The sequence below is a fragment of the Streptomyces sp. NPDC027185 genome (genome assembly GCF_055567035.1).
Genome location: NZ_JBVHRF010000007.1, coordinates 166,698 through 180,200, shown reverse-complemented (window position 1 = coordinate 180,200; position 13,503 = coordinate 166,698). Strand labels below are relative to the sequence as shown.

20 protein-coding genes are annotated in these 13,503 nt (G+C 70.3%); 9 read left to right on the top strand and 11 right to left on the bottom strand.

The features are described 5' to 3' along the window. Positions 1-19: 19 nt before the first annotated feature. Positions 20-970: a carbohydrate kinase family protein gene (locus ACZ4M8_RS23265; protein WP_467610256.1), complete on the bottom strand. Its 951-nt coding sequence runs from the start codon at positions 968-970 to the stop codon at positions 20-22. Between the two features lie 299 nt (positions 971-1,269). Here ACZ4M8_RS23265 and ACZ4M8_RS23260 point away from each other — a divergent pair, with 299 nt between their 5' ends. From ACZ4M8_RS23260 to ACZ4M8_RS23245, 4 genes are all read left to right on the top strand, one after another. Beyond that, positions 1,270-2,664 (top strand): NAD(P)/FAD-dependent oxidoreductase, encoded by a 1,395-nt coding sequence (locus ACZ4M8_RS23260; protein ID WP_467610255.1) that lies wholly within the window; start codon positions 1,270-1,272, stop codon positions 2,662-2,664. Between the two features lie 189 nt (positions 2,665-2,853). Continuing rightward, positions 2,854-3,723: a GNAT family N-acetyltransferase gene (locus ACZ4M8_RS23255; protein ID WP_467610253.1), complete on the top strand. Its 870-nt coding sequence runs from the start codon at positions 2,854-2,856 to the stop codon at positions 3,721-3,723. Positions 3,724-4,181: 458 nt separating this feature from the next. Further along, positions 4,182-5,366: an MBL fold metallo-hydrolase gene (locus ACZ4M8_RS23250; RefSeq protein WP_467610252.1), complete on the top strand. Its 1,185-nt coding sequence runs from the start codon at positions 4,182-4,184 to the stop codon at positions 5,364-5,366. Positions 5,367-5,638: 272 nt separating this feature from the next. Further along, positions 5,639-5,782 (top strand): hypothetical protein, encoded by a 144-nt coding sequence (locus ACZ4M8_RS23245; RefSeq protein WP_467610250.1) that lies wholly within the window; start codon positions 5,639-5,641, stop codon positions 5,780-5,782. Positions 5,783-6,383: 601 nt separating this feature from the next. Here ACZ4M8_RS23245 and ACZ4M8_RS23240 read toward each other — a convergent pair. The 10 genes from ACZ4M8_RS23240 to ACZ4M8_RS23195 form a co-directional block, all read right to left on the bottom strand. Further along, positions 6,384-6,887 carry a glycine-rich domain-containing protein gene (locus tag ACZ4M8_RS23240; RefSeq protein ID WP_467610249.1) on the bottom strand — a complete coding sequence of 168 codons (504 nt, stop codon included), beginning with the start codon at positions 6,885-6,887 and terminating at the stop codon, positions 6,384-6,386. A 146-nt stretch (positions 6,888-7,033) separates the two neighbouring features. Further along, the gene (locus tag ACZ4M8_RS23235; protein ID WP_467610247.1) at positions 7,034-7,642 is read right to left on the bottom strand and encodes a hypothetical protein; all 609 of its coding nucleotides are present in this window, start codon (positions 7,640-7,642) and stop codon (positions 7,034-7,036) included. A gap of 34 nt (positions 7,643-7,676) precedes the next feature. Beyond that, a complete protein-coding gene (locus ACZ4M8_RS23230; RefSeq protein ID WP_467610246.1) occupies positions 7,677-8,246 on the bottom strand; it encodes a hypothetical protein in 570 nt (189 codons plus the stop codon). 57 nt (positions 8,247-8,303) lie between these two features. After that, positions 8,304-8,516, bottom strand: a complete 213-nt coding sequence (locus ACZ4M8_RS23225; RefSeq protein ID WP_467610243.1) for a hypothetical protein — start codon at positions 8,514-8,516, stop codon at positions 8,304-8,306. Beyond that, positions 8,501-8,797 carry a hypothetical protein gene (locus ACZ4M8_RS23220; protein WP_467610241.1) on the bottom strand — a complete coding sequence of 99 codons (297 nt, stop codon included), beginning with the start codon at positions 8,795-8,797 and terminating at the stop codon, positions 8,501-8,503. The genes ACZ4M8_RS23225 and ACZ4M8_RS23220 overlap by 16 nt, the downstream gene beginning before the upstream one ends. Further along, positions 8,794-9,264, bottom strand: a complete 471-nt coding sequence (locus tag ACZ4M8_RS23215) for a hypothetical protein (protein WP_467610238.1) — start codon at positions 9,262-9,264, stop codon at positions 8,794-8,796. Before ACZ4M8_RS23215 ends, ACZ4M8_RS23220 begins: the two co-directional genes overlap by 4 nt. Continuing rightward, positions 9,261-9,560, bottom strand: coding sequence for a hypothetical protein (locus tag ACZ4M8_RS23210; protein WP_467610237.1), 300 nt, complete (start codon positions 9,558-9,560; stop codon positions 9,261-9,263). The genes ACZ4M8_RS23215 and ACZ4M8_RS23210 overlap by 4 nt, the downstream gene beginning before the upstream one ends. A gap of 13 nt (positions 9,561-9,573) precedes the next feature. Further along, positions 9,574-9,732 (bottom strand): hypothetical protein, encoded by a 159-nt coding sequence (locus ACZ4M8_RS23205; protein ID WP_467610235.1) that lies wholly within the window; start codon positions 9,730-9,732, stop codon positions 9,574-9,576. A 223-nt stretch (positions 9,733-9,955) separates the two neighbouring features. After that, on the bottom strand, positions 9,956-10,441 hold the full coding sequence (locus ACZ4M8_RS23200; RefSeq protein ID WP_467610233.1) for a hypothetical protein: 486 nt from the start codon (positions 10,439-10,441) through the stop codon (positions 9,956-9,958). Then, positions 10,441-10,902, bottom strand: coding sequence for an ATP-binding protein (locus ACZ4M8_RS23195; protein WP_467610231.1), 462 nt, complete (start codon positions 10,900-10,902; stop codon positions 10,441-10,443). The genes ACZ4M8_RS23200 and ACZ4M8_RS23195 overlap by 1 nt, the downstream gene beginning before the upstream one ends. Before the next feature lie 227 nt (positions 10,903-11,129). Between ACZ4M8_RS23195 and ACZ4M8_RS23190 the strand changes: the two genes are divergently transcribed. The 5 genes from ACZ4M8_RS23190 to ACZ4M8_RS23170 are packed head-to-tail and all read left to right on the top strand — an operon-like array spanning position 11,130 to position 13,434. After that, a complete protein-coding gene (locus ACZ4M8_RS23190) occupies positions 11,130-11,537 on the top strand; it encodes a hypothetical protein (protein WP_467610608.1) in 408 nt (135 codons plus the stop codon). Further along, positions 11,509-12,033, top strand: a complete 525-nt coding sequence (locus ACZ4M8_RS23185; protein WP_467610229.1) for a DUF6879 family protein — start codon at positions 11,509-11,511, stop codon at positions 12,031-12,033. Before ACZ4M8_RS23190 ends, ACZ4M8_RS23185 begins: the two co-directional genes overlap by 29 nt. A gap of 7 nt (positions 12,034-12,040) precedes the next feature. Further along, positions 12,041-12,895 (top strand): helix-turn-helix domain-containing protein, encoded by an 855-nt coding sequence (locus ACZ4M8_RS23180; protein ID WP_467610227.1) that lies wholly within the window; start codon positions 12,041-12,043, stop codon positions 12,893-12,895. Positions 12,896-12,907: 12 nt separating this feature from the next. Then, complete coding sequence (locus tag ACZ4M8_RS23175; protein WP_467610225.1) at positions 12,908-13,084, top strand: DUF397 domain-containing protein; 177 nt, start codon at positions 12,908-12,910, stop codon at positions 13,082-13,084. 23 nt (positions 13,085-13,107) lie between these two features. Continuing rightward, entirely contained in the window at positions 13,108-13,434 is a 327-nt protein-coding gene (locus tag ACZ4M8_RS23170; protein ID WP_467610224.1) for a histone-like nucleoid-structuring protein Lsr2, read from the top strand. Positions 13,435-13,503: the final 69 nt, after the last annotated feature.

The window sequence follows — 13,503 nt, the reverse complement described above, 5'->3', positions numbered from 1 at the left end:
GCCGGGCGGGGCGCCGGGCTCAGACCGGGACGGTGTCCGCCGCCCCGCTTTGCGGCTGCCCGCCGGCCGACGCCAACACCGCCGCGTCCAGGGGCACGGTCTGCGTCCCCGGGGCGGCGCAGGCGTGCGCGCCCGCGAGCGCGCCCCGGCGCGCGCACTGGCCGAACTCCAGCCCGGCGAGGTGCCCGTGGAGGAATCCGCTGGTGAACGCGGAGCCGGCACCGTTGCTGTCCACGACAGGGCCGGGCGGTACGGCCGCTGGGACATGGCGCGGGGTGCGGTCCTCCGGGGTGAGCAGATACGCGCCCCCGGCGCCCGCCGTCGCGATCACCGCGGACGCCCGGCCCTCCCGCAGGATCTCCCGCATCACCGAACCGATGCGCTCACCCGCCCCGGCGGTGCTCAGGAACACCAGGTCGGAGCGGTACGCGAACTCCTTGTGGTGGCAGGTGAGTCCGTCCCAGTCGTGCAGGTCCGTGGAGACCGGCAGTCCCAGCGCGGCGATGTCGTCGTACAGGAACCGTGCGAAGTGGGTGACCGACAGGTGGACGTGGCGGGCGCGGCGCAGCGCGGGGAGGTAGTGCTCGGGCGGCATCCGCAGATCGAGCGGGTCGCGGGCGTCGTGGAGGGAGGTGCGGCGGCCGTCCGGGGCGACGAGGTTCACCGAACGGCGGGTGCCGTGCGGGGAGATCAGCGGCCGGAAGTCGACGCCGCTGCCGGCCAGCCGCTCCCGGATCAGCGCGCCCTGCGGATCGTCGCCGATGAAGTCCACGAATCCGGTGCGCAGTCCGAGCGCGGCGCAGCCCAGCGCGACGCCGGTCCCGGTGTGGCCCGCGTACTCCCGGACCGGCGGGACCGGTACGGAGTCGGCGGCGGGGACCGGCAGGGTGGGGACCCGTACGACGGTGTCCACCCCCGATCCGCCGATGACCAGGACGTCGTAGGGCTCGGTTCCCGGCTGTTGTGTCACAGGTCCATCCCTGGCTGGTGGCGGCGGTGTGCGGACGGGCCGCGTCCGCAGGCCGGAGTCTAGCCCCAAGATGCCGCAAATCGGGGCGTCAGGCGCAGAGGGGAGGAGGAGGGGTGAGGGTGGGGAAAAGGTGTGCGACGGCGGGGCGGGCGGCGGTGGTTGCCGGGGACGCGGGGGCGTCGCGCGGTGGTGCGGGACGGCGTTGACAAGGGGCGGCGGGCGCTGAAGTCTGGGCGCCGGAACGGTAGTTGATCATTCGTGGCGGGCGGCCGGCCGGTGGCCGGCCGAGGGGAGCGGGCATGACGCAGCGGCACACCGGCGGCGCACGGGACGCGATCGTGATCGGCGGCGGGCTGGCCGGAATGCTCGCCGCCACCGCCCTGTTGGGCCACGCCGACACCGTCACGGTCGTCGAACGCGACCGCTACCCCGAAGGCCGCGCCTTCCGTAAGGGCGTGCCCCAGGCGCGGCACCTCCACATCCTCATCACCGGCGGCCAACGCGCCCTGGAGGATCTGCTGCCCGGTACCTCGGCGGCGCTCGCCGAGGCGGGCGCCCACCGCCTCGACCTGCCGCGTGACCTGCTCACCCGCACCCCCACCGGCTGGCCGCGCCGGTTCGACGAGGGCCGCCACCACACCCTCAGCGTGACCCGCCCGGTGCTCGACGCCGTCGTCGCCGAACGGGCCAGGGCCGCGTTCGCGAACTCCGTCACCCGGGTGGAGGTGCGGGAGGCCACCGAAGCCGTCGGGCTCACCGGCGACGCGGACCGGGTCACCGGTGTCCGGGTCCGCCCGCGCGGGGGCGGCGCGCCGTACACCCTGACCGCCGGGCTTGTCGTGGACGCCTCCGGACGCGGCTCCCACGCGCCCCGCTGGTACGCCGGACTGGGTCTGGCCGCCCCGCGGGAGGAGAGCGTCGACACCGGCCTGGGCTACGCCACCCGGCAGTACCGGCCCGGCCCCGGGGGCGCCCCGGACACCGGCGTCAACGTGCCCAACTGGCCGGGCTCGCCGCGCGGCGGCTGCTATCTCCCCGTCGAGGACGGCATCTGGATGCTGACCCTCGCCGGGATGCGCGGCGACCATCCGCCCACCGACCCGGACGGCTTCCTCGCCTACAGCGCCACCGTCGGCGACCCCTACCTCCACTCCCTGGTCGCCGGCGCCGAACCGCTCACCCCCGTGCACGGCTTCCAGGACACCCGTAACCGCCGTCGCCGCTACGAGCGTTCCGGCGCCTCGCCGCGGGGCTTCCTCGCCCTCGGGGACGCGCACTGCACCTTCAACCCCGTCTACGGCCAGGGCATGTCGGTCGCCGCCCTGGGCGCGCGGGCCCTGCGCGACACCCTGGTAGGCACCGGTGGGCCGCTGCCGGACGCCGCCGCCGAGGCACGGCGGGAGGTCGCCGCCGTCACCGACCCGGCGTGGACCGCCGCGGTCGGCGCCGATCTGCCCTATCTTCCCGCCGCCGACGGGAAGCGGTCGGCGGGGGAGCGGCTGACGGCCTGGTACCTCGACCGGCTGGCGGCCCGCGCGGCCCTCGACCCGGTCGTCGGCGCCGTCTTCCGCGACGTCTTCTGTCTGACCGCTCCGCTGCCCCGCCTCTTCGGCCCCCGCGTCGCCGCCCGCACCGTCCTGCTGCCCCGCCGCTCCGCGCTGCCCGCCCCGCCGGAGTCGGTCGAGGCGGTCTGACGCCGGGCGGGTCCCGGGGCCGGTCCGGTGCCGGGCCGGTCCGCTCGCCGTTCGCGGGGGCCACGCGCTGGGGGCGTACGCGACGGTGCGCGCGCCCCGGCCCCGTACACGACGGGCGGGACGGCCCGGGGCCCGCCGGCGCGGGAAAAATGTGGTGCGGGGCCGGTGGCCGGGGCCGGAGGATGGGGCATGACCTGGACCGATACCGCTGATCCCGCCGCCTTCGAAGCAGCCGCCGGTGCCTTCCTCAGAGCCCGGCCGGTGCCCCACACGATGCTCCTCTCCGTCGCCGCGACCCTCCGCACCACGGGCGCCGACGCGTACGGCGACGACCCGCCCCGGTACGGCTGGTGGCGCGAGGGAGCGAAGACCGCCGCCGCCTTCCTCTGGACGCCGCCGCGTCCGGTGCTGCTCTCGGCCATGACCGAGCGGACCGCGAGCGCCCTGGCCGGTGCGCTCACCGCGTGGGGGTGGCGCGTCCCGGGCGTCGCCGGTGACCCCGCGGCCGCCGACGCCTTCGCCGCCACCTGGCTGCGTCACCACGGCGGCGCCGCCCGCACCGGCGAACGCAACCGCCTGTACCGCCTCGGCACGCTCACCCCGCCGGACCCCGGCCCGCCGGGCGCGGCCCGCCCGGCCACCGCCGCCGACCGCCCCCTCGTCCTGGAGTGGTTCACGGCCTTCGCCGCCGACGCCGGTGTCGCCCCGCCCCGGGACGCCCGTACGGTCGACGACCGGATCGCGCACGGCCGGGTGCTGCTCTGGGAGGACGGCGGACGGCCCGTGGCGATGGCCGCCCGTACCGGCGCGGAGGACGGCGTCACCCGCGTCGCCCCCGTCTACACCCCGCCCGAGCGGCGCGGACGCGGTTACGCCGGAGCGGTGACCGCGGCCCTGTCCCGGGCGGCCCGCGACGCGGGCGCCCGCGAGGTGCTGCTCTTCACCGACCTCGGCAACCCCACCGCGAACGCCCTCTACCGGCGGCTGGGCTACGAACCGGTCCAGGACCGGGTGATTCTGGAGTTCACCGGGGCGGGGCGGGAAGCGGCCCGGGTCTGAAGAGCGCCGGGCCGGCCCCGCCGAGCGCGTGCGGCACGGCTGTGTACCGGCCGGTGGCGGGTGACCTGCGTTCTCCGGCGGTTCTCCGCAGGTGCGGTCCGCCGGGTGCCGGGGCCACCGGGCGGGGCGGACGGCGCGAGGCCGCGGGCGTGGCGTCGCCCGGGGCGCCTCGGGAGTACGGGGGCCGGAACCCGGTGGCTCGTGCCCCGGAGGAACGCATACGGCGCCCGCCGAGGACCGGCGGTGTGCGCCCCGGCAGCGCGCCCGGCGGCCCCCGGCACCGGGCGGCGGTGCGGCGCCGCCCGCCCCGTACCACCGCCGCAGGTCGCGCCGTGGCGGGTGCGGGGTGAGGCTGTGGGGAGTGCCCGGGTGTCGCGGGGCCGGGGCGGGCCGGGTGCCGGAACCTGTGGCCCGTCCGGTCCGTTCACTGTGGCGACCACCCCGACATTGGAGGATGCGTGACCGGTTCCCGCCCCCGCCGCACGCCGTGGCGCGCGCTGCGCCCCGACGGCTTCGGCGCCGCGCCCACCGGTGAGCGACTGGCCAGGATGCGCCGGTCGCCGCAGTTCGTGGACGGCCAGTTCCGCAACCCGGCGCCGACCCGGCAGCTGCTGCCCGGCTCCGCACTGCGGATGGCCCGTACGCAGTTCAGCCGCGAAGGACGGCTGCACCGCGCGCCCGCCCGCCCGATACCGGTGCACCGCCCCGCCCCGGGGGAGACCGCCGGGCCGCCGCCGAGCGGGCTGCGCATCACCTGGATGGGCCACTCCAGTGTGCTCGCCGAGATCGACGGCCACCGGGTGCTCTTCGACCCGGTGTGGGGCGAGCGCTGCTCCCCCTTCACCTGGGCCGGGCCCAAGCGGCTGCACCCGGCGCCCGTCGCGCTGCCCGCGCTGGAGCCCGTCGATGTGGTGGTGATCTCCCACGACCACTACGACCACCTCGACATGGCGACGATCCGGCACCTGAGCGCCACCGGAGCCGCCTTCGTGGTGCCCCTGGGCATCGGCGCCGACCTGGAGTTCTGGGGTGTACCGCCGTCCCGCGTCACGGAGCTGGACTGGCACGGATCCACCCGCGTCGGCGCGCTGACCCTCACCGCCACCCCCGCCCAGCACTTCTGCGGCCGGGGGCTGCGCGGGCCCCAGCACACCCTGTGGGCCTCCTGGGTCGTCGCCGGGCCCGAGTACCGTATCCACCACAGCGGCGACACCGGTTACTTCCCCGGCTTCGCCGAGATCGGTGAGCGCCACGGGCCGTTCGACCTGACCATGATCCAGATCGGCGCGTACAGCGAGTTCTGGCCGGACATCCACATGACACCCGAGGAGGGCGTCCGGGCCCACCGCGATCTCCAGCGGGGCGATGCCTCGTACGGTGTGCTGCTGCCGATCCACTGGGGCACCTTCAACCTCGCCCCGCACCCGTGGGCGGAGCCGGCGGAGTGGACGAAGGACGCGGCGGAGGAGGCCGGGCAGACGGTCGCGTTCCCGCGCCCCGGCGAGCCGTTCGAGCCCGGGGGGAAGCTGCCCGAGGAGCCGTGGTGGAGAGCAGTGGCCGCACCCATTGCTCACCCTTGGCGCCGGCCCCGGGCTGAGGTCACGGTGGCCCGAGACGACGTTGACATGGCAGGCGAACGGTGACGCCCGTGGACGACCTCAGCGAGATGGTTCGGATGCTGGGGGAAATAACCCGAGAGGAGCGCGACCGGTTAGTGGAGACGATCGACGGCCCACGCCGCAATGAGCGCGTGGCGGTGCCGCAGCAGTTCAGCCCCTTACCCGCCTCACGGGGCTCATCGAGGGTCATAGTCAGAACTCGAATAGTGGATAGCTAATCGGAGGACGTTGTCACCATTTTCTCCGAGAGTGATGTCGAGTTCGGCTACCAGGACCTCGAACCGGACCTGCTGCGAGTGGAGGTCGCTAATGCGACCGGTGATGAGTTGGGTGTCGGTGAGTTCGAGGTACCGAAGATCCCCGTCCTGCCCTTCGCGACGAGCAGTGTGTGCGCCCAGGAAGGGCCAGTAGGCGAGCACTCCCACGAGGACGAGGACTAAGGGCGCGACGATCCACATGGACCACAGCCGCGGAGTGTGGCGCCCCGCGGCAGGTGACGTTTTAACGGGCTGGACATGGTGTCGAGCGTGGAGCAGACGCTGATAGTCGCGGGGCCATTTTGGTTAGTCCGTCTTGTCCGCTTGCCCTGTTGAGCCTCGGCCATTCTCCTGAATCTCGCGGCGCGGGGAGGAAGCAGCCTGGTAGCACCCCCTGACGTTAGGGGGTTGTTCCCCGCGCCGCGGGGAGGATTTGGATCTCGGCCGTGAGCACGCGCTGGACCGGGGGCCACCCCCGCGTTCGCGGGGAAGGTACTCGCTGACCTGCGGCGGTGCCCGAGGGTGGGGGCGGGGGTGCCGTCTTAGCCGGGGATGCCTGTCGGTACCACCGTGGGGGTTTTGGTCTTCGGGTCGACCATGACGATGAAGGGTAGTCCGTAGGGTCGCTGGCTCCGGCCTTGTCGGTGTCGTGGGGGTGTTGCCTGTTCCGAGCGTCGGTAAGTGTCCACCGCTTCTTGGTACTTCGGGTTAATCCACTCAGACATGGTTCCTACCGTACGGGCACGCCCCCGCTGGGTGCGGGGGCGTGCTCAGTTAGTCAGTGCTAGTTCTCACCTGTGTTCGAGCAGTCGCCGGAGCACGATCCGAACGGTCCGGGCGGGGAGTGTTCGCACTCCGCGGCGACCGGGATGGTGCTGTCCTTCGGCCCGGTCCACATCAGCGGATCTACGGGGAACCCTGCCTGCTCGATCGCGGTCTGCGTGCGAAGGAGTGCGTCAGGGGCGTGGCGGGTGGGGTCGGGCGGCTCCGGGACGTGGTGAACGAAGAGGCCGAGCCGTTCGGCCAGCCGGGCTTTCACCTTGGTGTGGAGGATCAGGGCGTGCCAGCCCTCATCGACCACGCGCGACGGCTTCAGCCGCGCCTGCGGATTGTGGGCGCAGGCCGCCTCAAACTTCAGCGCCTCTTCGGTGATGGCTTCGGCGACGTCGAGCGTCATGCCGGGGTTGTTGCGTTGGACGGTCCCGGCGACGGCGGTGAACTCCTCGGTGGTGAGGAGGTTCCTCGCGCTGGACACGGTCTGGCTCACGTGGTCCTGTGTGACAGTCACTTGCATCTCCTTTCTTCAGGGGTGTGTTGGTGGCCCGCTCCCACGGCTGGTCTTGGACGGACAGGTGCCGTGGGAGCGGATTCCTTCCCGCTGACGAAGACCAGCGGAAGTCTGGAACGTGCGCGGCGCGGACGTCGGGTCGGGGCTCATGTCGCGAATTCGGGCACTTGGGCGTGGCGGGCGCTGTCGGTCAGGTAGCCCCAGGACGTTGCCAGGTGGACGGCGTGCTCGGCGCTCGTCGCGTGGATGCCTGTCAGGAGGTTGTGGTACGCGGGGAGCACGTCATTTTTGTAGGCGCAGCGTCGCGCGGTGGCATAGGTCCTGAGCGTGCCGCCCTGTGCGAGCCACCGGAGGAGCCGCACTTCTTTTTCGGTGAGGAGCAGCCGGGCGTGGTCACAGGTGGGCAGGTGGCCGGCTCGCTGCGCGGCATAGATCAGCGCGGCCCTCGTCGGGGCTTCGTAGCGGCGCCGAAGGGCCGTGGCGTAGGCACTCACCTGCCCTGCGGACAGCCCGTAAGCCCGCTTAAGGGAGTCGAGGGTTTCGTGGGCGAGGTGGCGCAGGAACGTGGACTCGAATGCCGTGAGCGCGGGCAGCGGGGAGCGCGGTACGGCAGCGAGGCGCAGTGTGGTCGTCTGCCCGGCGTAGAGGGGGGTGCCGTCTTCGCGGTAGAGAGTGCCGACGAGGACAGCGCTCTCGCCCGGTTCCAAGGGAAGGGTGGTATCCGACACCAGAGCGATGGTGTGCGGGGAGGTCATGGGAATCCTTCACTGATCCAGGTACGGGCGGTGATCAGTCGCTTTTCGTGGCGTTGTCGAGGGCCGCGATCAGGTGGCGGGTCGCTTCGGCGGTGAGGCCGTGGGGCATCAGGCCCGGGGCGTCGCCGTGGCGGGGGCAGTAGGGGTAGATGTCACCGGCGATCGGCTCCCCGAGGACGGGCTCGCTGATGTCCGCGAGCCGGGCGCAGAGGCGTTCCGCGATCTCGTCCTCGACGTAGTCGTCCTCGTCCAGGGGGGCCGGGTACGGGGCCGCTCCGAGGATGAGCGTGAGGGCGTCGACCTGCGGCATGGAGAGTTCCCGGATGTAGGTCTTCTCCTTCCGCGCACGGACGGTCACGTCGATGTCGTGAGCAAGGAGGGCCTGCCGCAGCTCCTCCGCGAGTGTGCGGGCGTGGCTGAGCGCGCTGGAGATCAGTTTCGTCAGGAGGGCGGCATCGGAGCAGCCGAGCCTGCCGAGGACGATCGCGTCGGTGCCCTGCACCGATGCCCGGACGGTGAGGCCGGCCGCGCGCAGGGCCCCCTCCAGGGCCGAGGCGGCGCCCGCGGTCTCGGGCCAGGCGGAGTGGGCGGGATCAGGCGTCATCGGAGTCCAATCAAGAAGGAAGACGGTGGCGGTGCGGGTGAGGAGAAGTGCTTCGGGTCAGGCCGTGTGCGTCGTCGGAGGCGGTGCGGGGCTCCAGGCGGTCAGGCCGCTCGCCTCGGTGCGGGTGGCCAGGCGGCAGGAGGAGGCCAGGGCGTCCCACTCGCCGGAGGGGCGGCTGAGGACGAGGCAGGCCCCGTGCACGGCGGTGACGCGGGCGACACGGGTGCGCCGTTCGTCCACGACGATGTCGCCGACTACGAATGCGGGCATGGGTACCTCCGGTCGGGGAGTGGTGGAGGGAAGTTGGAGGGGAGCCAGCCCAACTCGGCGTAGGTGGCGAGCGCCGTGGCCAGCTCGCTCGCTTCATCGGCGGAGGGCTCGCGGCAGAAGGGGCTGGGTGCGGACCATGGCGGGCCGATTCCTCGGCTGAGGACGAGCCAGCCGCCGTGCTGGTAGATGAGGGATCCGGTGTGGCCGGTGATGGGGTCGGTGACGAAGGTGCCTCTGGGGTAGGCCGGGTATGCCGGACGGGAGTCCGGTCCGGTAGTCACGCCGCCGTCTCGTGGTGCGGATCGTCGGTATCGGCCACGGGGGCCGCGGTGTGCTGGCGGGCTTGGTGTGCCTCGTAGGCGGCGTGGAAGGCGTCGAGCACCGTGCGGGTGGCTCGGTCGGCGGCCGTCGCTTCCAGGCGGGGATGGATGGCGGGCCAGTGCCGAGCGAGGTGCTTGTCCAGGATCATCTCTTCATGGGCCACGGTGTAGAGGGCGGCCCGCGAGATCTGCCGGGTGCGGTACGTGACCGAGAGGAGGTGGACGCGCATCTCGCTGTACACCTCCTGGCCCTCGCGGTCGAGGGCGGGATCCATGATGAAGTCCACGGCGATGTCGAGGCGGAACTTCTCCAGGGCCAGAGCGATCCGGGCATGGTCGTGCCGGATGTTCTGTGCGAGATGTGCGAGGCCCACACCCGCGACGGCGAACAGCGCGACCGGCAGGAGGGGACGGGTGGCGGCTTTCATGAGGTCTTCTCCTGGTCGGCGGTGGCGGGGAGGCAGGCGCAGTCGTGGGGGCGCGTCAGGTATTCGGCGGGGTTCTTGACGCGCCGCCCGGTCTGGAGCGCGGCCCGCAGGGGCTGGAGCCCCCGGCGCAAGGCGCGTGAGACGAGGAATTCGGTCCAGGCGTCCTGGGCCCGGCCGGCGAGGGACCGCAGATCGCCGACGCGCGCTGAGCGGTGGAGACGGCAGAGCCGCTGGTTGTTGCTCATGTAGTTCGAGCGGTACCGGGGCGCCAGAGGAGATATCTGCGTCCAGTCCATGGTGATCATCCCTTCAGGACTTGTTCTTCTTCTCGTGCTTCTCGGCCTTCGCCGCATTGCGCTCGGCCTGTCGGCGTTCAGCGCGGTTGCCGTTCCGGTCCGCGTTGGTGACACGCACCTCCGCCCGGCCGTTATGCAGCGAATCGGAGAGTCCGCGGTTCTTCTTCGTCACCGGGACCTCAGTTCCATTCGTGAATTCGTCGGTGATTGACGGGTCTTCCGGCCGCCGCCCCGCCCATGGAGGCGGCGGCCGGAAGACCGCGGTGCGGCCGGGCCCGGCTGTAGGGAGCCGGTTGGCCCTCCCCGGCCGTCGGCCGTCGAGGGAGAGGAGGGGCCCCCTCGGGCCGTTCCGGGCCGTCCTGTCCAGATCCAGGCGGCCCGGGGCTTCTTCGGTTTCAGGACTCCGGCCGAGCGGGGAGGGCCAGTTGTCTGCCGGGCCCGAGGAGACACACCAGGTCGCGGGCCGCAACCGCGATCTCAGGGCTCCGCTGGTCGGGGTTCTGCTGAGCCGACCGGGCGCGCCGCAAGGTCTGGCAAACGACGACGCGTCCGGTGTCGAGGTGGTCTTCCGCGTAGTCGACGAGACGGGAGAGGTACCTGCTCACGGCGTCCAGCAGCGCGGTGAACTCTCCGTCGGGGTCGCCTCGGCGGTGGAGGGACAGCGCGCACTCGGCGCTGGTGCGGATCGCGTCCAGCGCGACGGGAGACACCGCGTCATCGGCCGCTCCCCACTGACGCAGGGCCTCGACCAGGCGGACCAGCTCCGCGTCCGGAGGCCGTACCCAGGCCGCTGCGACGAGGTCAGGGCACTCGTAGTCGTCCGGCTGCCGAGCACGAGCCGCGTGCGGATCCCGCCGCCGCGTTGCTGCGTGCGCCCCCATCAGACGCCCCGTTCCCGGACAGGTGCCGTCTGGTGTGAGGCCAGTACGTCTACTTCCAGTTCAGCCCAGACGACCTTGCCCCAGCGCCGGGTGTCCGTGCCCCACCCGGACGCCAGTTCGCCCACGATGCGAAGGCCACGACCCGACGTGTCCTCCGGAGCCGATTCGCAAGACACCGGCTGTTTCTTCGACTTGTCCGTGACCATGATTCGCACTCCGCAGGGCGAGTACCGGGTCACGCTTACGCGGAGGACCCTGGACCCGCTGTGGTTGACCGTGTTGGTGACCAACTCGGATGCGACGACCGTTGCTCGCCATCTCAGGTCCTGATCGAGGTTCCACGTGTGCAGTACGGCTTTGACCAGCGCGCGAGCACGACCAGCCGTCTCCTTCTCGCACGGCCACGTCTCGCTGTAACCAGGAGCACCGGTCGCATGGGGGTGAGTCACGGTAATCGTCATGGGGGCCATCCCTCCGAGGTGGTGGAACGCCCAGCCCTGACGGGAGTTCAGGGCCGGCACCGGACAGCCCGGCGGCGTCAGGTGGTGCGGCAATGAACCTAGAGCGGCCCGCGGTTGGCCCCCAAGAAGTTTGCGCGAGATTGCAGCAAGTCGATTGACGGGTACACACAGAACGCCGACCATCGACATGCGCAATCTCGCGCAAGGCAGAGGACGGGAGAGTGACCATGAAGCTACGGTTCCTGGGTAAGAACTCCACCCCCGGAGACAGCCCCACCCTGTACGCCAGTGACCAGGACAGCTATGTCGTCCAGGGCTGGAAGATCTTTGCCCAAGACCTGCTCATGCAGCTCGATGTGCCGGAGGGTCAGGCGGCGGTCGAGGTGCCGACCGAACTGTTTGAGCACCTGACGAAGGACGGTCTCGCGCACGGTGAGATCAAGAAGTTCGAAGACCCGATCATGCTTGTCACCGAGCAGGGAACGTGCGTCGTGCAGGGCCCGGCGATGCGCGACCCCGAGGCTCTGAGCCAGATGCGTTTGCCTGACTACGAGGATTGCATCGAGGTCCCCAAGTCCTCGATCATGGCCCTACTGGAGGAGAACAGTGGACCTGATCACCAGCGCCCAGCGTGACGAGCTGTTCAACAGCTTCGAGCACGACGCGTTCCACTTGGAGCTGAGGGACGACTACGGCTCACCCGTGGAGGACACCCCGTACGCGCGCTGGCAGCGCGGAGAGCCCGACGACTTCACATGGCTTGACCCCTGGATGACCCTCATGAGGCGGGTCGCCGGGGAGGGCAAGACCGTGCGTCGAATCCGGGTGGTCACCGAGCCGCACTCCCGATACGTCGGGTGGGAACACTCGCTGACCAAGTTCAACATCGAGGCCGGCGAGGACATCCGCTGGCTGCCCAGGCACCTGCTGCCCGAGGGAATCGAATTCCCCAATAACGGCAATGACTGGTGGCTCTACGACGACCGGCTGCTTGCAGTCGGACACTTCGACTCCGAAGGGCGAGTTCTGGGATCACAGATCATCAAGGACCCCGACACAGTGGCAGAGTGCATCAAGCTCAGGGATCTGCTGTGGACCATGGCCATCCCTCACACCGAGTACAAGCCCTGACCTCTCGGTGAGCACGCAAGCGCAAGAAGCACGCGAGGCGCTGGGCGCCCGGCTGCGTGGATTCCGGAAGGACGCGGGATTCACGAGTGGCCGGGCGCTCGCCCGTGAACTGGGCTGGCAAGAGTCAAAAGTCTCGCGTCTCGAAAACGGAAAGCAGAACGCCAGCGAAGAGGACATCCGGACCTGGTGCACGGTGACACGGCAGGAAGGTCACATTGATGACCTGATCGCCACCGTGCGGCACATCGACGAGCTGTGGCTTGAGTGGCGCCGACAACTCGCTACCGGTGCAGAGAAAAGGCAGCAGGCCGCTCTCCCGGTCTACGCCAAAACCAAAGTATTCCGCATCTGGCATCCGACGCTCGTGTGGGGGACGCTCCAAACGCCGGAATATGCGGCGGAGACATTCAAGCAGGTCGTCAGCTATTACCAGATACCCGACGACGCGGAGGCTGCCACAGCAAAAAGACTCGAACGGAGCAGGTACCTCTACGAAGGTGACCGGGTTTTCAACGTGCTCCTCGCCGAGCAAGCTCTCTACTCGAACTTCGGTGGTCCAGACGTGATGAAGGGGCAGCTCGATCGGCTGCGCTTCGCGATGCACCTCCCGAGGGTCAGCCTGGGGTTCATCCCCCGAGACGCACCACTTGCCATCTGGCCTGGGAACTCATTCTCCATGTTCGATGACAAGCTTGTTCTTGTTGAGACTTACTCTGCGGAGTTCTCCGTGACGCAGCCGCGGGAGGTCGATCTTTACGCCAAGGCGTTCGCCCTGCTGAGACAGTCTGCCGTTTACGGAACAGCAGCGCGAGATCTTATATCTCGCGCGATTCGCCATTTCGAGCAAATGGCAACGGATTAAGGAGGTAATGGAGTGGAAGAGAAGCCGAACTGGCACACCAGTACGTACACTAAGCAGGACAGCTGTGTTGAGGTGGCCGACAATGACCCGGATAGGGTGATGGTTCGGGACACGAAGGACCGAATGCGAGCTGTTCTCCACTTCCCACCCGGCACCTGGGCTGAATTTGTCGAGTTCAGCAAGCAGTAGGTCGTACGTCGTATGATTCGAGCATGGCACAGAAGATCGTCACGATTGTCACAGATGACCTCACGGGTGAAGTGTCCGCTGAAGCGACTCCCCACACCATCGCCATCGACGGTGTGGTGTACGAGATTGACCTTGGCCCTGACAGCTACGACGGGCTGTTGGAGGCTGTGGGCCCGTTCCTCAAGGCCGGCCGCCGTGTCCGTGGAGGCAAGGCTCGGACGAAGGCTGCGGCGTCGGCCAACCAGGACACCGCAGCGATTCGGGCATGGGCCAAGGAGAACGGCTACAACGTGAATGACCGCGGTCGTGTCCCCGCTGACATCCGCGAGGCGTACGCCAAGGCTAATTAATTAGTTCATTCAAAGACTCCCCCGCATCGGCGGGGGAGTCTTTGTCTTTCCCTGGGGGAGCACTGGCCC

Bases quoted from the DNA above. Each gene is read 5' to 3' on its own strand.
- ACZ4M8_RS23255 (WP_467610253.1), top strand. From the start codon at position 2,854: ATGACCTGGACCGATACCGCTGATCCCGCCGCCTTCGAAGCAGCCGCC.
- ACZ4M8_RS23225 (WP_467610243.1), bottom strand. From the start codon at position 8,516: ATGCCCGCATTCGTAGTCGGCGACATCGTCGTGGACGAACGGCGCACC.
- ACZ4M8_RS23210 (WP_467610237.1), bottom strand. From the start codon at position 9,560: ATGGACTGGACGCAGATATCTCCTCTGGCGCCCCGGTACCGCTCGAAC.
- ACZ4M8_RS23260 (WP_467610255.1), top strand. From the start codon at position 1,270: ATGACGCAGCGGCACACCGGCGGCGCACGGGACGCGATCGTGATCGGC.
- ACZ4M8_RS23235 (WP_467610247.1), bottom strand. From the start codon at position 7,642: ATGACCTCCCCGCACACCATCGCTCTGGTGTCGGATACCACCCTTCCC.
- ACZ4M8_RS23230 (WP_467610246.1), bottom strand. From the start codon at position 8,246: ATGACGCCTGATCCCGCCCACTCCGCCTGGCCCGAGACCGCGGGCGCC.
- ACZ4M8_RS23190 (WP_467610608.1), top strand. From the start codon at position 11,130: ATGAAGCTACGGTTCCTGGGTAAGAACTCCACCCCCGGAGACAGCCCC.
- ACZ4M8_RS23170 (WP_467610224.1), top strand. From the start codon at position 13,108: ATGGCACAGAAGATCGTCACGATTGTCACAGATGACCTCACGGGTGAA.
- ACZ4M8_RS23200 (WP_467610233.1), bottom strand. From the start codon at position 10,441: ATGGGGGCGCACGCAGCAACGCGGCGGCGGGATCCGCACGCGGCTCGT.
- ACZ4M8_RS23195 (WP_467610231.1), bottom strand. From the start codon at position 10,902: ATGACGATTACCGTGACTCACCCCCATGCGACCGGTGCTCCTGGTTAC.
- ACZ4M8_RS23215 (WP_467610238.1), bottom strand. From the start codon at position 9,264: ATGAAAGCCGCCACCCGTCCCCTCCTGCCGGTCGCGCTGTTCGCCGTC.